Genomic DNA, 19,938 nt, shown 5'->3' with positions numbered 1-19,938 from the left:
CCGGGGCAGCGCTTAGAATAGTGCGGTGAGTTCCAGCAATGATTCGTTTGTCCACCTGCACACCCACACCGAATATTCCATGCTGGATGGAGCCGCCCGCCTGGGGGAGCTGTTCGACGAAACCGAGCGGCTGGGCATGCCGGCCCTCGCCACCACAGACCACGGCTACCTGTTCGGTGCATTCGACTTCTGGCGCAAAGCCACGGACAAAGGCATCAAGCCGATCATCGGCGTCGAAGCCTATGTGACTCCCGGTACTGCCCGGACGGACAAGGAACGCGTGCGGTGGGGCGATGAATCCCAGCGCAAGGACGACGTCTCCGGCGGTGGGTCCTACACCCACATGACCCTCCTCAGTTACAACAACGTAGGCATGCGGAACCTCTTCCGGGCCTCGTCCATCGCCTCCCTTGATTCAGTTTTCGGCAAGTGGCCCCGGCTGGACCGGGAACTGCTCAACACGTATTCAGAGGGGCTCATCGCCACCACGGGCTGCCCCTCCGGGGAGGTCCAGACCCGGCTCCGGCTCGGCCAGTACCGCGAAGCGCTGGAGGCCGCGGCCGAGTTCCGGGACATCTTTGGCGCGGAGAACTACTTCTGCGAACTGATGGATCACGGCCTGGACATCGAACGGCGGGTCACCGGCGACCTGCTGCGGCTCGCCAAGGACCTGAACCTGCCGCTGGTGGCCACCAACGACCTCCACTACACGCACGAGCACGACGCCAAGGCGCACGAAGCCCTGCTGGCCATCCAGTCCGGTTCCACGCTGCTGGAACCCACCTACGACAACGGCGGCTCAAGGTTCGCGTTCTCCGGCAGCGGCTACTACCTGAAATCCCCCCAGGAGATGCGGGAGCTCTTCCGTGACCACCCGGAGGCGTGCGACAACACCCTCCTGATTGCCGAACGCTGTGAGGTGTCCTTCAACACCGACGCCAACTTCATGCCGCGGTTCCCCTGCCCGCCCGGCGAGGACGAGACCTCCTGGCTGGTCAAGGAAGTGGACAAGGGCCTGCAGTACCGCTACCCGGGCGGCATCCCGGACGAGGTCCGCAAGCAGGCCGATTACGAGCTCGGCGTCATCACCTCCATGGGCTTCCCCGGCTACTTTCTGGTGGTCGCCGACTTCATCAACTGGGCCAAGAACAACGGCATCCGGGTAGGCCCCGGCCGTGGTTCGGGTGCCGGCTCCATGGTGGCCTACGCCATGCGCATCACCGACCTCGACCCCCTGCGCCACGGCCTGATCTTCGAACGCTTCCTCAACCCGGACCGCGTCTCCATGCCCGACTTCGACGTCGACTTCGATGACCGGCGCCGGTCCGAGGTCATCGATTACGTGACCCGCAAGTACGGCGACGAGCGCGTGGCCATGATCGTCACCTACGGCACCATCAAGACCAAGCAGGCCCTCAAGGACTCCTCGCGCGTCCTGGGCTACCCCTTCAGCATGGGCGAGACGCTGACCAAGGCCCTGCCGCCCGCCGTCATGGCCAAGGATATTCCGCTCGCGGACATCCAGAACCCGGAAGCCAAGCGCTACAGCGAGGCCGGTGACTTCCGGCAGCTGATCGCCACTGACCCGGAGGCTGCCAAGGTCTTCGAGACGGCCCTGGGCATTGAAGGCCTGAAGCGCCAGTGGGGCGTGCACGCGGCAGGCGTCATCATGTCCTCGGACCCCATCATCGACGTCATCCCCATCATGCGCCGCTTCCAGGACGGCCAGGTGATCACCCAGTTCGACTACCCCACGTCCGAGGGCCTTGGCCTGATCAAGATGGACTTCCTGGGCCTGCGGAACCTGACGATCATTTCCGATGCCCTCGAGAACATCAAGATGAACCGCGGCATCGACCTGGACCTGGAAAACCTCGAGCTGGACGATGCCCCGTCCTACGAACTCCTGGCCCGCGGCGACACCCTGGGCGTGTTCCAGCTCGACGGCGGCCCCATGCGGTCCCTGCTCAAGCTCATGAAGCCCGACAACTTCGAAGACATTTCCGCTGTTCTGGCGCTCTACCGGCCCGGGCCCATGGGCGCCAACGCCCACACCGACTACGCACTGCGCAAGAACGGGATCCAGGAAGTCATTCCCATTCACCCTGAGCTGGAGGAACCACTCAAGGAGATCCTCGGCGGAACGTATGGCCTGATCGTGTACCAGGAGCAGGTCATGGCCGTAGCGCAGAAACTGGCCGGCTACTCGCTGGGCCAGGCAGATATCCTCCGGCGCGCCATGGGCAAGAAAAAGAAGTCGGAGCTGGATAAGCAGTTCGCCGGCTTCTCCCAGGGCATGCAGGACAACGGCTACTCCATGGAAGCGGTCAAGACCCTCTGGGACATCCTCCTGCCCTTCTCCGACTACGCCTTCAACAAGGCCCACTCAGCCGCGTACGGGGTCATCTCCTACTGGACCGCGTACCTGAAGGCGCACTACGCGCCCGAATACATGGCAGCGCTGCTGACCTCGGTCGGTGACGACAAGGACAAGTCCGCCATCTACCTGAACGAGTGCCGCCGCATGGGCATCACGGTGCTTCCGCCGGATGTCAACGAGTCCGCCCTGAACTTCACCCCGGTAGGCACTGACATCCGCTTCGGCATGGGCGCCATCCGCAACGTGGGTGCCAACGCCGTCGAGGCCATGGTCACCGCACGCGAGAGCGAAGGCGCCTACACGTCCTTCAAGGACTACCTCATGAAGGTGCCGGCGGTGGTCTGCAACAAGAGAACCATCGAATCGCTGATCAAGTCCGGGGCCTTCGACTCCCTGGGCCACCACCGGCGTGCGCTGGCCATGATCCATGAAGAGGCCATCGACTCCGTCATCACCTTGAAACGGAACGAGGCGATCGGCCAGTTCGACCTCTTTGCCGGCTTCGAGGAAGCCGAATCGGAGGCGTCCCTCAGCATCGAGATTCCGGACCTGCCCGAGTGGGAGAAGAAGGACAAGCTCTCCTTCGAACGGGACATGCTGGGCCTGTATGTTTCCGACCACCCGCTGCAGGGCCTGGAGGGCCTCCTGGCCCAGCATGCCGAGATGAGCATTACCTCCATCATTGGCGAGGACGGGCCGCAGGACGGGGCCATCATTACCATCGCCGGCATGATCACCTCGCTGAGCCGCCGGATCGCGAAAGCCAGCGGCAACGCCTACGCCCGGGCGGAGATCGAGGACCTGGGCGGTTCCATCGAGGTGATGTTCTTCGGGCAGGTGTATGGGCCCATCGCCTCCGTGCTCGCCGAGGACCTGATCGTGGTGGTCAAGGGCCGCCTGCAGAAGCGCGACGACGGCGCCATCACGCTGAACTGCATGGAACTGTCGGTTCCGGACCTCAGCGAAGGGCTGCATGGGCCCCTGGTCATCACCATGCCCACCCACAAGGCCACCGAGACCGTGGTCACCGAACTCGGCGACGTGCTGCGCACGCACCGGGGCAACTCGGAGGTGCGGCTGCACCTGCAAGGTGACACGCGGACCGAAATCATGGGCCTGCCGGTCCACCTGCGGGTGAACCCCAGCCCGTCGCTGTTCGGTGACCTTAAGGTCCTGCTGGGCCCGGCCTGCCTGGACGCCTGACAAACAGGCGGCCGACGGCGGGAATCACCTCCCGCCGTCGGCCGCCTGTTGGTGCTGCGCCGGTCCGTGGTCGTCAGATCTCGTAGTCCAGCGGCACCGGCTGGCCGTAGGCGCCGCCGTGGTAAAGCAGCGGCGATCCCTCGCCGCCCACTTGGCCGTCCACCACCTGGACCACCACCACGGCGTTGTTCTCGAAGGAGAGCCGCATCTGGATCTCGCCGATCAACCATCCGGCCACGTCCTTGAGGATGGGCACCCCGTGCGGGCCGATTTCCCAGTGGTTGCCTTCGAAGCGGTTGCCAGGGCGGGCAAAGCGGGCCGCCAACTCCTGGTTCTCCAGGCCCAGCATGTGCACCCCCAGGTACTGGGTGTTGGCCACGGCGGGCCAGGACCTGGAGCTGCGCGCCATGTTGAACGTGAAGCGCGGCGGTTTCGCCGACAGGGACGCGACGGAGGTTGCCGTGAAACCGTAGGGCTCATCCTGGTAATTCACGGTGATGATGGCGACGCCCGCGGCATGCCGGCGGAACATCTCCCTGAACGTCTGCTCGAACGGCTCGCTGTTATCGGTCACCGGAACTCCTGAACTAAGTGGCATAACTCTTTCCCCAAGCGTATTGGCCCGCGGTCACGGCGGGAAAACAGGCTGGCGGCAGCACCACGGCGGATGGCCTGGCAGGAACCTTTGTTAAGGTGTGTTGCATGACGAACTTCGCCCGCCCCGCCAGGCGGTTGCTGCCATGGTCCCTGCTGCTGGTCCCGGCGGCCGCGGGTATTCCGGCGGGAATCCTGTGGTGGCTCCTGGCGCCGGGCGGGCTGAACCTGATCACCCGCGACCCGGCCCTGGCGGCCGGGACCGTGCCCCTGGTGTGGCTGCCGCGCGATCTCACGCTCGCAGGCATCATGGTGCTGGCAGGCTGCCTGCTGGCCGTATTCCTGGCGGACGGCAAGCGTCCGGACCCGCAGGCGGCACTGCTCACCGGCCTGGCCGGGGCGTTCGCGGGCAGCGCCGTGGCATGGGGGACAGGTGTCCTGGCGGGACGGCTGTGGGGCCCGGCCGTCGACACGTCGGCAAACGCCAGCATCGCCTTCTCCCTGCGCGCGTGGCCGGTCCTGCTGCTCTGGCCCGCCGCCACGGCCGTGTCCGTCTTCATCCTTGAACTGGTGGGCGCCACGGGCAGAAAGCCTGGTCCCGCCGGCTCGGAAACAGCAGGCGTGCACAGCCCCGTAAAATAGAGCGGTGACCACATCCCCGGAGTTTCCCGCCCCCGTGACAGCCGCCGTCGACTTCCGCACCATTGACCTTCGGGGCCGCCACCTGAGCCTCCCGGCACTGCGCGCCGCGGTGCCCCGCGCCAAGGGCCAGACCGTGGCGGACGCCGAGGAAAAGGTCCTGAAGATCATTTCCGCCGTCCGGGAGCGCGGCTTCGCGGCACTGGCTGAGCTGGCTGAACGGTTCGACGGCGTCGCGCAGGAGCACCCGCTGGTCCCCAGGGAGGCAATGGCCGCGGCCCTGGACCAGCTGGATCCGGCCGTGCGGGCTGCGCTGGAGGAATCCATCAGCCGGGCGCGGAAGTTCGCCGACGGGCAGCGCCCCCGCAACGTCGACGTCGAACTGGGCGACGGCGCCGTGGTCAGCCAGAACTGGGTGCCCGTTTCCCGCGTGGGACTGTACGTTCCCGGTGGCCTTGCCGTGTACCCGTCATCGGTGATCATGAACGTGGTGCCCGCGCTGGCTGCGGGCGTGGAGTCCATCGCCCTGGCCTCGCCCCCGCAAAAGGAATTCGACGGGCTGCCGCACCCCACCATCCTGGCGGCGGCAGCGCTGCTGGGCATCACCGAGGTCTACGCCATCGGCGGCGCCCAGGCCATCGCCGCCTTCGCCTATGGCGTCGATGCAACGGATGCGGGCCCGGCACTGCAGCCTGTGGACGTGGTGACCGGTCCCGGCAACATCTTCGTCGCCACGGCCAAGCGCCTGGTCAAAGGTGTCGTCGGGATTGACTCCGAGGCGGGAACCACCGAGATCGCCATCCTGGCGGACGACTCCGCCCAGCCCGCCCTGGTTGCCGCCGACCTGCTCAGCCAGGCCGAGCACGATCCCAAGGCAGCATCGGTCCTCATCACCGATTCCGAGGACCTGGCCGCTGCCGTGCGGGCTGAGCTGGCACTCCAGGCCGCCGCGACCAAGCACGCGGCCAGGGTGCAGGAAGCGCTGTCCGGTCCCCAGTCCGGAGTCGTGCTGGTGGACGGCCTGGACCAGGGCATCGCGGCCTGTGACGCCTACGCTGCGGAGCACCTGGAAATCATGACCCGGAACGCTTCCGCCGTAGCCGCGCGCATCCGGAACGCGGGCGCCATCTTCGTGGGCGACTACAGCCCGGTCAGCCTTGGCGACTACTGCGCCGGCTCCAACCACGTGCTGCCCACCAGCGGTACGGCCGCGTTTTCGTCCGGGCTGAACGTGACCACTTTCCTACGCGCCATCCAGGTGGTCAACTACAGCCGGGAAGCCTTGGCCGAGGTCAGCGGACACATCGTGAGCCTGTCCCGGGCCGAGGATCTTCCGGCCCACGGCGACGCCGTCACGGCCCGGTTCGACGGTGACCGGTGACACCACTACATGTAGTAATTACAGGATTGTTATTACCCCAGATCTGCCCGTAAACTGGGTACGCCACGGCATCGCCCCCCGGCGGTGCTGCTGGCTTCGAATTCCGTTTCACACCACAAGCGAAAAGGGGGAACGCCATGTACTGCCCGTTCTGCCGCAACCCTGATTCCCGCGTGGTGGACAGCCGGATGGCTGATGATGGCTCGGCCATCCGCCGGCGCCGGCAATGCCCTGAATGCGGCCGCCGGTTCACCACGGTCGAAACCACCAGCCTGTCCGTGATCAAGCGTTCCGGCGTTGGTGAGCCGTTCAGCCGCAGCAAGGTGATCAACGGCGTGCGCAAGGCATGCCAGGGGCGGCCCGTGAGCGAGGACGACCTCGCCATGCTGGCCCAGGAAGTCGAAGAACAGATCCGTGCCTCGGGTGCCGCTGAAATTGACGCCCACGAGGTGGGCCTGGTGATCCTCGGGCCCCTGCAGAAACTTGATGAGGTAGCCTACCTGCGCTTTGCCAGCGTCTACCAGGCCTTTGAATCCCTCGAGGACTTCGAGACCGCCATCGCCCTGCTCCGCCACGAGGCCGGGGAAGGCGCCAAGGGCGCAGCCGCTCCGGCCAAGAGCTCCGAGAAGAGCCCGCTCTAAAACTCCGGTGGCGGCAGCGGAGGGGAAGCCGCAGCCGCCACCGGCACCACTCCTATTTGGCCAGCTTGTGCTGCAGCGCGATTTCCAGCGCTGCCCCCACGATGCCTGCCTCATTGCGGAGGACGGCAGGGACAATCGGGGTGCGGAGCCTGAGGTTGGGAAGGTATTCGTCGGCGCGCTTGGAAATTCCGCCGCCCACGATGAACAGTTCAGGGGAGAACAGGAACTCCACATGCGAGAAGTAGCGCTGCAGCAGCACGCTGTACTCGTCCCAGGACAGCCCGTCCCGCTCGCGGGCAACAGCTGACGCCTTCGATTCGGCGTCGAAACCGTCAATTTCCAGGTGCCCCAGCTCTGCGTTGGGGACCAGCTTTCCGTCGAAGATGAAGGCTGAACCGATGCCGGTGCCCAACGTGATCACCAGGACGGTGCCCGAGACGCCCGCGCCGGCACCATAGCGTGCTTCCGCCAGGCCTGCGGCGTCGGCATCATTGATGACCTCCACCGGGCGGCCGAGCCGTGCCGTGAGAAGGGCGTCGATGTCCGTGTCCAGCCAGCTCTTGTCCACATTGGCGGCGGAGTGGACCACGCCGTGCTGGATGATGCCCGGGAAGGTCACCCCCACAGGGGAGCCGGCTTCCGGTGCTTCCGGACGTGCCGAGAGCTCGGCCACCACCAGGGCCACGGCCTCCGCCACGGCTTCAGGGGTGGCCGGCTGCGGGGTGGGAACCCGGAACCGTTCTCCGAGCAGCTTGCCCTTCTTCAGGTCGACAATGCCGCCCTTGATGCCCGTACCACCGATGTCGATGCCGATCAGCGGTGCGTTCTTGTGCGACTTCTCGTCCTTCTTGGCCAATGGGATTCCGTTCTTGACAGGGGCGGGCAGGAAAAGGGCCAGCTTGGGGCGGCCCATGACAGGTGTCCGGTCTGCACCGGCAGCATGCCCCGGGGGCATGGACCAGGCTACGGCAGGGTAAGGATTTCGGCGCCGGTCTCGGTGACCAGCAGGGTGTGCTCGAACTGGGCGGTGCGCTTGCGGTCCCGGGTGACGACGGTCCAGTCATCGCTCCACATGTCCCACTCCACGGTGCCCAGCGTGAGCATCGGTTCGATGGTGAACACCATTCCGGTTTCGATCACGGTGTTGTAGGCAGGGGCCGCGTCATAGTGGGGGATGATCAGCCCGGTGTGGAAGGCCTCCCCGACGCCGTGGCCGGTGAAGTCACGCACCACGCCGTAACCAAAGCGCTTGGCGTAGGACTGGATGGCCCTGCCAATGATGTTGATTTCGCGTCCCGGTGCCACGGCCTTGATGGCCCGGTTCAATGACTCCTGGGTGCGCTCCACCAGCAGCCGGGATTCCTCGTCCACATCCCCCACCAGGAAGGTGTAGTTGGTGTCTCCGTGGACGCCGTTGAGATAGGCCGTGATGTCGATGTTCAGGATGTCGCCGTCCTGGACCACCGTGCTGTCCGGGATGCCATGGCAGATGACCTCGTTCAGGGAGGAGCACAACGACTTGGGGAATCCGCGGTAACCGAGCGTGGAGGGGTAGGCATTGTGGTCGAGCAGGAATTCGTGGCCCACCCTGTCCAGTTCGTCGGTGGTGACACCCGGCTGGATGTGCTTGCCTACTTCCACGATGGCCTGGGCCGCGATTTTTCCGGCGATCCGGATCTTCTCGATGGTTTCGGCGGACTTGACCTCGGACCCGGTGAATTTTGCGGGGGCGGGGTTGCCAACGTACTCCGGACGGGGGATGGACGCCGGGACGGGACGCTGCGGACTCAGGGTACCCGGGGTGAGGGTGCCAATGGGTGCAGTCGAGGCAAGGGAAGGCATAGATTGATCATATAAGGCACCACAGAACGCCTAACAACCGACAAGCTGGGGAGGGGCGCGTAAGTGTTTGTGTTACGTGGATCACCCCCTGGTTCCTGTCGCCGGAACGAGGAGCAACGATGACTGAGTACTGGTTCAACATCAACACCCACGAAGTGGAAGAGGACCGGCTGTCGGACTGGAGCCAGCTCATTGGGCCCTACAAGACCCGCGAAGAAGCGGAGCACGCCATCGAGAAGGTCAGGGCGCGCAACGAGGCCTGGGAAAAGGGCGACGACGACTGATGGCCTGTTTCCTGCCTAGAACGAATGCTCCGGGCCGGGGAACCCGCCTGACCTGACGTCGTCGCCATAGGCCGTGGCGGCGTCGTGCAGTGTGCTGCGAAGGTCCGCGTACTGCTTCACGAACTTGGCCATCTTTCCGCCGCGGAGTCCCGCCATGTCCTGCCACACCAGGACCTGGCCAGTCGTGGCCTTTCCGGCGCCGATGCCCACCGTCGGGACATTGACCGCGGCGTCAACCGCCGTGGCCGTCTCAGCGGGCACCATTTCCATCAGTACGCAGAACGCCCCGGCTTCTTCGAGTGCGCGGGCGTCGTCGATCAGCCGCTGGGCGTCGTCGCCGCGGCCCTGGACGCGGTAGCCGCCCAGGGCGTGCTCGCTCTGCGGAGTGAAGCCGATGTGCGCCATGACCGGGATGCCGGCCTGCACCATGGCCCTGACCGTGGGTGCGTAGTACTTGCCGCCCTCGATCTTCACCGCGTGGGCGAGCCCTTCCTTCAGGAACCGGACACCGGCGGCCACGGCCTGTTCGGCACTGACTTCGTAGCTGCCGAAGGGCAGGTCGGCAACCACCAGGGCGCGTTTGGCCGACCGTGCCACCGCCCGGCAGAGGGGGAGGAGTTCGTCGACAGTGACCGGGAGGCTGGTCTCGTTGCCAAAGACGTTGTTGGACGCCGAATCTCCCACCAGGAGCACCTCGATGCCGGCAGCATCAAAAATCTCGGCCGTGTACTGCTCGTACGCGGTGAGCATGGCGAATTTGGTGCCATCGCGCTTGGCCTGCTGGAGGTGGTGGAGGCGCACCCTTGCCGGCTTCCGTTCTGCGGGGGCAGGCACGCCGGGGCCGCTGCCGTAGGGGGCGGGTACTTCTGCGGACGCGCTGGAGCCGGAGCTGTTGGAGGCCATGGGATGAGCGTAATGCGGTACCGGCCGTCCTAGCTACCGGGGCCAGCGCGGGGCAGGGGTGATCAGCGTCATAACGGCAGCTGGGGCCCACCGGTGATGCGCCGCCTGGAACCGGACGCAGGGGCGGCCCGAGGGTGTCATTTGGGGCCCGCCAGGTTAATGCTGTGTTACGCGCGGCGCAGGCTTCGGCATCGGCGCAGAATGATTAGTACAGTGTTGATGAACTGCTGCCGGCATTCCCCTCGCGTGGACCCGGAGCATGGACGTTGACCGGAGAAGAGGCCATCATGGACCGCCAGCAAGAGTTTGTCCTGCGCACAATCGAAGAGCGCGACGTACGTTTCGTGCGCCTGTGGTTCACCGACGTCGTGGGTTCGCTGAAGTCCGTGGCGCTGGCCCCGGCAGAGGTCGAGGGCGCATTCGAAGAAGGCCTGGGTTTCGACGGTTCCTCCATCGAAGGCCTGGCCCGTGTTTTTGAATCCGACATGCTGGCGCAGCCCGATCCCGCCACCTTCCAGATCCTGCCGTGGCGCGGCGAGACGGAACAGACGTCCAGGATGTTCTGCGACATCCTGACCCCCGACGGCGAGCCCTCCGCTGCCGATCCGCGCAACGTGCTCAAGCGGACCCTGGCCAAGGCCGCGGACATGGGCTTCACCTGCTACACCCACCCCGAAATCGAGTTCTACCTGCTCAAGTCGCACGAGCCGGGTCCTAACGGTGCTCCTGTTCCGGTGGACGAGGGCGGCTACTTTGACCATGTCCCCGGTGGCGTGGCCCAGGACTTCCGGCGCACCGCGGTGACCATGCTGGAATCGGTCGGCATTTCCGTGGAATTCAGCCACCACGAGGCAGGCCCGGGCCAGAACGAGATCGATCTGCGCTACGCGGACGCCCTGCAGACGGCGGACAACATCATGACGTTCCGCACCGTGATCAAGGAAGTGGCACTGCAGCAGGGCACTTACGCCACGTTCATGCCCAAGCCGTTCACCGACCACCCCGGTTCCGGCATGCACACGCACTTCTCACTGTTCGAGGGCGACAGCAACGCGTTCTTCGAGGCGGGCGCAGAGTTCCAGCTGTCCAAGACGGCCCGGCAGTTCATTGCCGGCATCCTCAAGCACGCCCCCGAGTTCACGGCTGTCACCAACCAGTTCGTCAACTCCTACAAGCGCCTGTGGGGTGGCGGCGAGGCGCCCAGCTATCTCAGCTGGGGCCACAACAACCGCTCTGCGCTGGTCCGCGTGCCGCTGTACAAGCCGGGCAAGGGCCAGTCCGCACGGATCGAGTACCGCGGCATCGACTCCGCCGCCAACCCGTACCTCGCCTACGCCGTCCTGCTCGGCGCGGGCCTGAAAGGCATCGAGGAAGGCTACGACCTTCCCGCCGCAGCCGAGGACGACGTCTGGTCGCTCAGCTCCGCTGAACGCCGGGCCATGGGCCATGATCCACTCCCGGCCAGCCTGCACGACGCCATCCGCTCCATGGAGGACTCAGAGCTGATGCCGCAGATCCTGGGCGAACAGGTCTACGAGCACTTCCTGCGCAACAAGCGCGCCGAATGGCAGGACTACCGGCTGCAGGTGACGCCCTACGAGCTGCAGCGCAACCTCGGCATCCTCTAGGTGCCCGGCGTGAGCCTGGCTCGCCGCCTGATCGCGGCGGGATTCAGTGACCTGGAAAAGGGCGAACGGTTCCTTGCCGCGCGCGAACTCGAGGGACTGGACCAGGACAGGCTCTTCGCCGGGCTGCAACTCGCGGCCAGCCCGGACACCGCCCTGCAGTCGCTGGTGCGCCTGATTGAGAAGCACCCCCAGCTGCGGGACCTGGCGGCCGCCGACCTTGAAGACAGCGAGCCGATGTACCGGGTCCTGGGCGCGTCCGAGGCCCTGGGGGAATTCCTCATCAGGCACCCGGAGCATCTGGAGGCTTTCCGGGTCCGGGCCAGCCCCGAGCCACTGCCCGCCGACCCGGACCGGCTGCGCGCCACGCTCCTGCAGTCCGTGGGCGCCGATCCCCGCGCCGCCCGGCCCGTGGCCTCGGCTACCGGCGCGGATGCTTACGCGGCCCTGCGCACCGCCTATCGGCGTGGTTTGGTGGACCTCGCCGTCAAGGACCTCTGCGCCGCGGATCCCCTGGATTTCCTGCCGTCGGTGGGCGGTGAACTGGCGGACCTGGCCGCCGCCGCCATCGAGGCTGCCCTCGCCGTCTCCCGTGCGGAAGCGGCGGAGCAGCACAGCGCTGCCGACGTCGCCGACGTCGGCCTTGCCGTCATCGGCATGGGCAAATGCGGAGCCCGGGAGCTTAACTACATCTCTGATGTCGACGTCATCTACGTGGTGGACGCCGGGAGCCTGGAGGACGCCCAGGCGAACACCATAGGCACGGCCCTGGCAAGCGGCATCTCCAGGGCCATCTCCTCCGTGGCCAGGGAACCGGGCCTGTGGGAGGTGGACGCCAACCTGCGTCCCGAGGGCAAGTCCGGCCCGTTGGTCCGCACGCTGGCCTCCCACGAGACGTACTACGCCAGGTGGGCCGAAAGCTGGGAATTCCAGGCGCTGCTCAAGGCCCGTTCCATTGCCGGCGACGCCGCCCTGGGCCGGGCCTATGAGGACGCCGTGGCGCCCCTGATCTGGAGCTCGGCAGGGCGCGAGGGCTTTGTGGAGTCCGTCCAGGCGATGCGCCGCCGGGTGACCGAGCACATCCCGGCCGCCGAGGAGCAGCGCCAGATCAAGCTGGGCCGCGGCGGACTGCGCGATGTTGAGTTCACCGTCCAGCTGCTCCAGCTGGTGCACGGCAAGGCAGATGAATCATTACGACGGCGGGACACCACTTCCGCGATCGCCGCGCTGTCGGCAGGTGGTTATATCGGCCGTTCCGACGCCGCAGCGTTCGACAACGCCTACCGGTACCTGCGGCTCCTGGAACACCGGATCCAGCTGTTCCAGCTGCGGCGCACCCACCTGATGCCGGTGACGGAGCCGGCACTGCGGTCGCTGGCGAAGGCCGTGCTGGGCCCCTTCTCCAACGAACGGCCCAGCCCGGATTCCCTGCTGTCCGCCTGGCAGCGCACCAAGCGCTCGGTCCGTGAACTCCACGAGCGCATCTTCTACCGGCCTCTGCTGAACACGGCTGCCAAACTCAGCAGCGAGGATGCCAGGCTGACCCCCGAGGCGGCGCAGGGGCGGCTTGCGGCCCTCGGCTACCGGGATCCGAAGGGCGCAATGCGCCACATCGAGGCGCTGACGGCCGGGGTGAGCCGGCGGGCGGCGCTGCAGCGGCAGCTGCTGCCCGTCCTGCTGGACTGGCTCGCCGAAGGCGTGGACCCCGACGCCGGCCTGCTCGCCTTCCGCCGCGTCAGCGAGGCGCTGGGCACCACGCACTGGTACCTTGGCCTGCTCCGTGACTCCAACGCCGCGGCTGAGCGGCTCTGCCACATGCTGTCCAATTCGCGGCTGATAGCCGACCTCCTGGAGGTCTCGCCCGAGTCCGTGGCATGGCTGGGACAGGACAAGGACCTGCTGCCGGTGGGTTTCGAAGCCCAGTGGCAGGAAATCATCGCCAAGATGTCGCGGCACGAGGATCCGGAGAGTGCCATGCGCCTGATCCGGTTGATCCGCCGCCGGGAAATCCTGCGCATCGCCATCGCCGATTCCGCCGGCCTCCTGGACCAGGACCACGTGGGCAGGGCCCTGGCGGACACCGACCGCGCCGCCGTCCTGGGCGCCCTGCGGGTGGCAGAAGGAATAGTCTCCGCCGCCGGGCCGCTCAAGACCACCGTGCTGGTGGTGGCCATGGGCCGCCAGGGCGGCCGTGAAATCGGCTACGGCTCCGATGCCGACGTCATGTACGTCCACCGGGCGCTGCCCGGCTTTACGGAAGCGGAGGCTCAGGAACAGGCCGGCCGCATCGTGGCAAAGGTGTCCAGCCTCCTCACCCAGCCCCTGAAACCGGCCATCATGGCGGAACGGGTCCTCCAGATGGACGCCGACCTCCGTCCGGAAGGCAAGAACGGGGCCATGGTGCGGTCCCTTGACTCCTTCGCCGAGTATTACCGCCGCTGGTCCCTGATCTGGGAAGCCCAGGCCCTGCTGAGGGCAAGGCCCATGGCCGGCGACGATACCCTGGCCGCTGATTTCCTCAAGCTGATCGACCCCATCCGGTATCCGGAAACCGTGGCGGAGCAGGACGTGCGCGAGATCCGGCGCATTAAGGCCCGGGTGGAATCGGAGCGGCTGCCACGCGGCGCCGACCCCGCCCGGCACCTCAAACTGGGCCGCGGCGGCCTCAGCGACGTCGAGTGGCTGGTGCAGTTGCTGCAGCTCCAGCACGCCGGTAAACATCGGGAACTCCGGACCACGTCCACGCTGGAGGCCCTGGAAGCGGCAGCAGAACTCGGCCTGCTGGATGCCGCCGATGCCGGGCTCCTGGCCGACGCGTGGCGGCTGGCCAGCCGGATCCGGTCCGCAAACGTCATTTGGAGCGGTAAGGCCTCCGACCTCCTGCCGTCCTCGCGCCGCGACCTGGAGGCCGTGGCGCGCTGGTGTGGTTACGAACCGGGTCACGCAGCCGCGCTGGAGGAAGACTACCTGCGGGTGAGCCGCCGGGCCCGGGCCGTGTTTGAACGTGTCTTCTATGGGCACTGACTGGGTCTGGCTCATCCCGTTGCGGGACCTGGACGCAGACGCCCGCGCCATCCAGTTGGGTGCGATCGTCGGCATGTCGCTGCTGCCTGGCCAGGAACGTTTCGTGGGCGACCCCCTGCGCATGGCGCTGGCAGGACTGGCGGATGAATCGCGCTGGCCGTACGTGGTGGAGTCGGAGGGTAAGGCGGTCGGCCTCCTGACGCTCCAGGCGGGGGCCGCCTGCCTCGCCGGGTGGCCCGAGGACCAGTCAGCCTGGCTGCTGCGGGGCTTCCTCATCGACAGCAGGCACCAGGGCAAGGGGCTCGGCACCCTGGCGGCCAGTGCCGCTGTGGAGGCCGCACGCAGGCTGACCGCCCGGCACCAAGGCGGCGAGTCCGGCGTCGTACTTTCCGTCAATGAAGAAAACCCCGCGGGCCTGGCCGCATACCGCCGCGCCGGTTTTATCGATGCAGGGCCCTACCTGGGCGGCTCCGCGGGCCCGCAGCGGACCATGTTCCACAGCTTTGCCGCACCCGACATACGCACGACGCCGGCGCAAGGCGCGCCGGACACACGTACGACGCAGGCGTAACGCGCCGGACCGGCATTGCGCTTGCCAAGCGTTTGCCCGATTATGTGGATGGCGGTGCTCTCCAACCTTGTTGGGGGGAAGGCTGGACAGTCTTCGTCTCGGGGGGCATTCGTCAGGGGGTCCGGCTCCCGGTCTCAGCACGTCTGGAGGCGGGCCCCCACCTTTACGGTCTCCGTCCGTGGCCTGGCGGCCCGGACAACGCGAAAGGCGGCCACCGGATGAACCGGTGGCCGCCTTTGCTGCTTCAGGAAGCGGTGGTGCTAGACGCCGTAGTAGAGCTCGAACTCGTAGGGGTTCGGGCGCAGGGACAGCGGGCGGATCTCGTATTCGTACTTGTACTCGATCCAGGTGTCGATCAGGTCCTGGGTGAAGACGCCACCGGCCTGCAGGAACTCGTTGTCCTCACGCAGGGCCTCCAGGGCTTCCTCCAGGGTGCCCGGAGCCTTGGGGATGTCCTTGGCTTCCTCGGCGGGGAGCTCGTAGAGGTCCTTGTCGATGGGAGCCGGGGGCTCGATGCGGTTACGGATGCCGTCAATGCCGGCCATCAGCTGGGCAGCGAAGGCCAGGTACGGGTTGGAGGACGGGTCCGGTGCGCGGAACTCGATGCGCTTGGCCTTGGGGTTGGAGCCCGTGATGGGGATACGGATACCGGCGGAGCGGTTGCCCTGCGAGTAGACCATGTTGACCGGGGCTTCGAAGCCCTTGACCAGGCGGCGGTAGGAGTTCACCGTCGGGTTGGTGAAGGCCAGCACGGCGGAGGAGTGCTGCAGCAGGCCGCCGATGTACCAGCGGGCGGTGTCGGACAGGCCGGCGTAGCCCTTCTCGTCGTAGAACAGCGGCTCGCCGCCGTTCCACAGCGACTGGTGGCAGTGCATGCCGGAGCCGTTGTCGCCGAAGACCGGCTTCGGCATGAAGGTAACGGACTTGCCCCAGGCGTCAGCGGTGTTCTTGATGACGTACTTGAACTTCTGCAGGTCATCGGCAGCGTGGGTCAGGGTGGTGAACTTGTAGTTGATCTCGGCCTGGCCGGCGGATCCAACTTCGTGGTGGCTGCGCTCGACCTCGAGGCCGGCTTCGTCCAGGGCAACACACATGGCGTCACGCAGGTCAGCCTGCTTGTCGGTGGGGGAGACCGGGAAGTAACCGCCCTTGACGGGGGTCTTGTAGCCCAGGTTGCCGCCCTCTTCCTCGCGGCCGCTGTTCCAGTGGGCTTCTTCGGAGTCGATCTTGTAGAAGCTGCCCTCGGGGGAGGACTGGTACTGGACGTTGTCGAACACAAAGAATTCGGCTTCGGGAGCGAAGAACGCGGTGTCGGCGATGCCGGTGGAGGCCAGGTAGGCCTCAGCCTTCTCGGCCACGCCGCGCGGGTCGCGGTGGTAGGGATCACCGGTGCGCGGGTTGACGATCGAGAAGTTCAGCGCGAGGGTCTTCTCCATGCGGAACGTGTCCAGGAACGCGGTGGTGACGTCCGGGATCAGCTGCATGTCAGACTCGGCGATGCCCTGGAATCCGCGGATGGACGAACCGTCGAAGAGCTGGCCGTTGACGAAGAAATCAGCGTCAACGCTCTTGGCGGGGACGTTGAAGTGCTGCTGGACGCCCGGCAGGTCGGTGAAGCGGATATCGACGAACTTTACATCTTCGTCCTTGATGAACTTGAGGACTTCGTCCGCAGTCTTGAACATCTATGCTCCTAACGCATATGTAAATATCTGGCATGCAAGCCATGTGATCCAGCGCAATCCAAAATCAGGGAGAACGCACGGTTTTCCCTGTCGCCTGTACCTGCCGGGGGATTGCTTGAAACTGCTAACAGACTATGGATCCGGCATTTCCCGTCCGTGTCCGCATTGTTTCGGGCAGGTTACAGAATGCCCTGCTATGTCCACGCTATCCTCCGTCCACAGTGTGGTCGAGTCCCATCCACACTGTGGGCGCGCCGCGGCGGGATGGATCGGTAAACTTGGACGGTGGTAGATCGCAAAGACATTGGCTCCTGGCTCACTGGACCGGATACCTCCGGAATCTCAAAGTATCCGGGGGAGCGCCTGGGACTGCCGGAGTCCGGCCCCGGCTCCATTGCGCGCGCTGGACGCCGGATCGTTGCGATCATGATCGACTGGGGCATCGCGCTGCTGATCAGCAACTTTGCCTTTGGTGGCGATTCCTGGGCCACGCTTGGGGTCTTCGCCATCGAGCAGACCCTGCTGGTGGGAACCCTTGGTTACAGCATCGGCCACCGCATCATGGGCATCGCCGTGATAAAGCCGGGAGGCGGCACCCCGGGACCGCTGGCTGGTTTGGTGCGGGCAGTGCTCCTCTGCCTGGTCATCCCCGCCGTCATTTTCGACCCGGACCAGCGGGGGCTGCATGACAAGGCCATGAATACGCTCCTCATCCGGCGGTAGTCCCGCGTCCCAACGGGCGTCAGTGGGCGTCCTTCTGGCCGGGCAGCTGCCTGGACCGCCGCTGCCGGCGGAAGGCCGGCGCGTTCGTGACGATTACACCGCCGATCACGATGGCGCCGCCCACAAACTGCGCGGCTGTGTGGACGTGTCCGGTGAGAATGGTGAGGACTGCCGTGAAGACGGTGATCAGGTTGAGGAACACGCCTGCACCGCCTGCCGGCAGGACCGTCAGTGCCCGGTTCCACAGGAGGTAGGACAGTACCGACGGGAAGATGGCGATGAAGAGCAATGACGCCACCGTGCTGCCCGTTGCGGGAAGGGCCAGGCCGCCCGTCGCGAACCGCACCGGGGCCAACAGGGCCACCGCCAGGGCTGCTTGAACGGCAGTAGCGGTAATCGGCGGGATCTTTGGTGCCAGCCGGCCAATGACGGTGTAGGCCGTCCAGACAAGAACTGCCCCCACCATAAGCATCTCGCCTGTGCCGAAGCCGGCAGAGGCCAGCCTGCCAATATTCCCTCCACTGATAACGATGAGGACGCCGGCCAGGGCCATCACGACGCCGGCGACTGCCAGTCGCGTGAGCCGTTCGCGCAGGAAGAGCGCGGCCGCGAGCGTGATGAGCGCGGGATTGAAGGCATTGATCAGCGATGCATTGAATGCGTCGGTGTGTTCCAGCGCAAAGTAAAGGAGGAGGTTGTAGCCCAGCAGCCCGCACACGCTGAGCGCCAGCAGCCACGGCCACGCGGCCGCGACTTCCCGCCAGCATGGCCGCTCCACCAGCTGGGCTATCAGCAGCAGCGGCACCAGCGCGATGGCCCACCGCAGGAAGACCAGGCTCAGGGGGTCGATGCTTTGGACGGCGCCGGCGCCCACAACGTAGTTGCCGGCCCAGAACAGGGTTGCCCCCAGCAGGGACAGGAGAGCGACCAGCCGTCTGCGCCCCTGCACCCGCGGATCGGGCGCCTCCGCCTTCTGCGATCGCTGTGCCTTCAGCCCCTGCTCAACGGATTCCACGGCAGGCCTGTTCCCCTAGGCGCGGCTTGATTCAAGGACAGGGGCGGGTTCCGCGGCCCCGGCAGCGCTGAGGTAACCGCGGCGCCCGGCCCAGCGCTCGAAAAGGAGGGTGGCGAACGGGAAGACCGCCGAGCCACCGGCCAGCACGGCCACCAGGAACGGCCAGCGCTGCACCCGCCACAGCATGAGCGCGGCAACACCGTAGCCAATAAACAGGGCCCCGTGGACAGGGCCTGCGAGCTGCACGCCGATCTCCGTGGTGCCGGCAATCCATTTGAAATACATGCCGGCGAGGAGCGCTGCCCAACTGCAGGCCTCGGCCACGGCGAGGATGCGGAAAGCACGGATCACGGTAGTCCTGGGGTGCACGGTCATGTCCTGTCGTCGTGTGATGTATGGTGCCGCCGGCGGTGAAAGGGGCTGCGGGCGGCGGTGCGGGCCCAAGAAAAAACGCCCCGGCTGCCGGCAGGGCCGGTACCGGGGCGTCCTATCAGCTAGCGTCCGCGGTTGGGACGGGCCTTGTAGGGGTCGATGCCCTTGGGAATGGGAAGCCGGGTGCCCATGGATGCGATGCGCTTGGATACCGTGCTGACTTCAAGTTTGGTCAACTCGTTCTTCATCTTGCCCATCTGCTTTGCCACCTGGCTCAGCGGCACCTGGCCTTCGCCGCGCCCGGTCTGGATGGTGTGGACAGGGACGTTGGGCAGGATGCGCGCAAGGCGCTTGCGCTCGGCATCGAGCAGCGGCTTCACCCGGTGGGTGGGGCCTTCGCTGACAAGGACGACGCCGGGACGGCCGACTGCGCGGAACACGGCGTCCTGCGTGCGCGGGTTGACAGCCACAGGCTGTTCTTCCGTGATCCAGCCGCGGCGGAGCGTCCCCAGGGCGGCGCCGGAGGCTCCGGGCTGGTTCTCGATCTGCGCGAATGCAGCACGCTCAGCGCGGCGGGACAGAATAAAGGTTGCTGCCAGCAGACCCAGGGGAATGCCGATGATCAGGCCGGTGATCCAGTTATCCAGCCAGAAACCCACCAGGAAGCTCACGGCCACAACACCGAGGAACACCAGGAGCATCAGCCACGGAACCATGGGGTCGTGGCGGCGGGTCATGGTAAAGACCTCGCCGATCTGCTTGAGCCTGCTGGGCTTCTTGGCCTTAGCTTCCTTGGGCTTGCGCGTGAACAGGCCGCGCTTCACCGCGCTTGAGCCCGCCGGGGTGGAGTTGCTGGAGTCAGGGGATTTCGCCATAGTGCCTCAATTCTACGTGACTTAAACCAAAGGGCCGGACGTTGGAATCATCCAGCGTCCGGCTCATGGCAACTTCACGAAGGTGAGGTCAGGAATGGGCTGCGAGGAGGGTGGCGGCTTCCTGGCGGGTGGTGCCGGAGTCCTGGATGCCTTCTGCGATGTGGGCGAGGTTGGCGGGGAT

17 protein-coding genes are annotated in these 19,938 nt (G+C 66.2%); 9 read left to right on the top strand and 8 right to left on the bottom strand.

Translation table 11 applies throughout. The annotated features are described in order from the left end of the window. Positions 1 to 25: 25 nt before the first annotated feature. Positions 26 to 3,583, top strand: a complete 3,558-nt coding sequence (gene dnaE / locus ACR65J_RS18550) for a DNA polymerase III subunit alpha (protein WP_440171827.1) — start codon at positions 26 to 28, stop codon at positions 3,581 to 3,583. 73 nt (positions 3,584 to 3,656) lie between these two features. Here dnaE and ACR65J_RS18545 read toward each other — a convergent pair whose 3' ends face one another. Further along, on the bottom strand, positions 3,657 to 4,157 hold the full coding sequence (locus ACR65J_RS18545) for a flavin reductase family protein (RefSeq protein ID WP_056331660.1): 501 nt from the start codon (positions 4,155 to 4,157) through the stop codon (positions 3,657 to 3,659). A gap of 128 nt (positions 4,158 to 4,285) precedes the next feature. On the opposite strand from ACR65J_RS18545, the gene ACR65J_RS18540 reads away from it, so the two are divergent. The 3 genes from ACR65J_RS18540 (at position 4,286) to nrdR (ending at position 6,838) form a co-directional block, all read left to right on the top strand. Continuing rightward, a complete protein-coding gene (locus ACR65J_RS18540; protein ID WP_440171825.1) occupies positions 4,286 to 4,819 on the top strand; it encodes a hypothetical protein in 534 nt (177 codons plus the stop codon). A gap of 4 nt (positions 4,820 to 4,823) precedes the next feature. Then, complete coding sequence (gene hisD, locus ACR65J_RS18535) at positions 4,824 to 6,197, top strand: histidinol dehydrogenase (RefSeq protein WP_440171823.1); 1,374 nt, start codon at positions 4,824 to 4,826, stop codon at positions 6,195 to 6,197. Between the two features lie 137 nt (positions 6,198 to 6,334). Next, a complete protein-coding gene (gene nrdR / locus ACR65J_RS18530) occupies positions 6,335 to 6,838 on the top strand; it encodes a transcriptional regulator NrdR (protein ID WP_440171821.1) in 504 nt (167 codons plus the stop codon). 52 nt (positions 6,839 to 6,890) lie between these two features. On the opposite strand, the gene ppgK is transcribed toward nrdR, so the two are convergent. Together ppgK and map are read right to left on the bottom strand one after the other, a co-directional pair. Further along, a complete protein-coding gene (gene ppgK, locus ACR65J_RS18525; protein ID WP_440171949.1) occupies positions 6,891 to 7,694 on the bottom strand; it encodes a polyphosphate--glucose phosphotransferase in 804 nt (267 codons plus the stop codon). 107 nt (positions 7,695 to 7,801) lie between these two features. Then, positions 7,802 to 8,680, bottom strand: a complete 879-nt coding sequence (gene map, locus ACR65J_RS18520; protein WP_440171819.1) for a type I methionyl aminopeptidase — start codon at positions 8,678 to 8,680, stop codon at positions 7,802 to 7,804. A gap of 119 nt (positions 8,681 to 8,799) precedes the next feature. Here map and ACR65J_RS18515 point away from each other — a divergent pair, with 119 nt between their 5' ends. After that, the gene (locus ACR65J_RS18515) at positions 8,800 to 8,964 is read left to right on the top strand and encodes an SPOR domain-containing protein (RefSeq protein WP_255175160.1); all 165 of its coding nucleotides are present in this window, start codon (positions 8,800 to 8,802) and stop codon (positions 8,962 to 8,964) included. A gap of 15 nt (positions 8,965 to 8,979) precedes the next feature. Here the strand turns inward: ACR65J_RS18515 and panB are convergent, their stop codons facing one another. Continuing rightward, positions 8,980 to 9,867: a 3-methyl-2-oxobutanoate hydroxymethyltransferase gene (panB, locus tag ACR65J_RS18510; RefSeq protein ID WP_440171817.1), complete on the bottom strand. Its 888-nt coding sequence runs from the start codon at positions 9,865 to 9,867 to the stop codon at positions 8,980 to 8,982. A 287-nt stretch (positions 9,868 to 10,154) separates the two neighbouring features. Here panB and glnA (ACR65J_RS18505) point away from each other — a divergent pair, with 287 nt between their 5' ends. Genes glnA (ACR65J_RS18505) through ACR65J_RS18495 form a run of 3 tightly spaced genes read left to right on the top strand, consistent with a single transcriptional unit; the run spans position 10,155 to position 15,087 of the window. Beyond that, positions 10,155 to 11,495: a type I glutamate--ammonia ligase gene (gene glnA, locus ACR65J_RS18505; protein ID WP_141160830.1), complete on the top strand. Its 1,341-nt coding sequence runs from the start codon at positions 10,155 to 10,157 to the stop codon at positions 11,493 to 11,495. A gap of 9 nt (positions 11,496 to 11,504) precedes the next feature. Further along, the gene (locus tag ACR65J_RS18500) at positions 11,505 to 14,516 is read left to right on the top strand and encodes a bifunctional [glutamine synthetase] adenylyltransferase/[glutamine synthetase]-adenylyl-L-tyrosine phosphorylase (RefSeq protein WP_440171814.1); all 3,012 of its coding nucleotides are present in this window, start codon (positions 11,505 to 11,507) and stop codon (positions 14,514 to 14,516) included. Next, positions 14,506 to 15,087: a GNAT family N-acetyltransferase gene (locus tag ACR65J_RS18495; RefSeq protein ID WP_440171813.1), complete on the top strand. Its 582-nt coding sequence runs from the start codon at positions 14,506 to 14,508 to the stop codon at positions 15,085 to 15,087. Before ACR65J_RS18500 ends, ACR65J_RS18495 begins: the two co-directional genes overlap by 11 nt. A 260-nt stretch (positions 15,088 to 15,347) precedes the next feature. Here ACR65J_RS18495 and glnA (ACR65J_RS18490) read toward each other — a convergent pair whose 3' ends face one another. Next, complete coding sequence (glnA, locus tag ACR65J_RS18490) at positions 15,348 to 16,772, bottom strand: type I glutamate--ammonia ligase (protein WP_440171811.1); 1,425 nt, start codon at positions 16,770 to 16,772, stop codon at positions 15,348 to 15,350. 285 nt (positions 16,773 to 17,057) lie between these two features. Here glnA (ACR65J_RS18490) and ACR65J_RS18485 point away from each other — a divergent pair, with 285 nt between their 5' ends. After that, on the top strand, positions 17,058 to 17,495 hold the full coding sequence (locus ACR65J_RS18485) for an RDD family protein (protein ID WP_440171809.1): 438 nt from the start codon (positions 17,058 to 17,060) through the stop codon (positions 17,493 to 17,495). 19 nt (positions 17,496 to 17,514) lie between these two features. On the opposite strand, the gene ACR65J_RS18480 is transcribed toward ACR65J_RS18485, so the two are convergent. From ACR65J_RS18480 to ACR65J_RS18470, 3 genes are all read right to left on the bottom strand, one after another. After that, complete coding sequence (locus ACR65J_RS18480) at positions 17,515 to 18,510, bottom strand: DMT family transporter (protein WP_440171807.1); 996 nt, start codon at positions 18,508 to 18,510, stop codon at positions 17,515 to 17,517. Between the two features lie 15 nt (positions 18,511 to 18,525). After that, positions 18,526 to 18,885: a DUF3817 domain-containing protein gene (locus ACR65J_RS18475; protein ID WP_440171805.1), complete on the bottom strand. Its 360-nt coding sequence runs from the start codon at positions 18,883 to 18,885 to the stop codon at positions 18,526 to 18,528. A 119-nt stretch (positions 18,886 to 19,004) separates the two neighbouring features. After that, positions 19,005 to 19,757, bottom strand: coding sequence for a DUF4191 domain-containing protein (locus ACR65J_RS18470; RefSeq protein WP_255175166.1), 753 nt, complete (start codon positions 19,755 to 19,757; stop codon positions 19,005 to 19,007). Between the last annotated feature and the right edge of the window lie 181 nt (positions 19,758 to 19,938).

This window comes from Arthrobacter sp. SAFR-044 (assembly GCF_059414985.1).
Note: the sequence above shows the minus strand (reverse complement) of the source record. Positions and strands in the feature narration are given on the sequence as shown.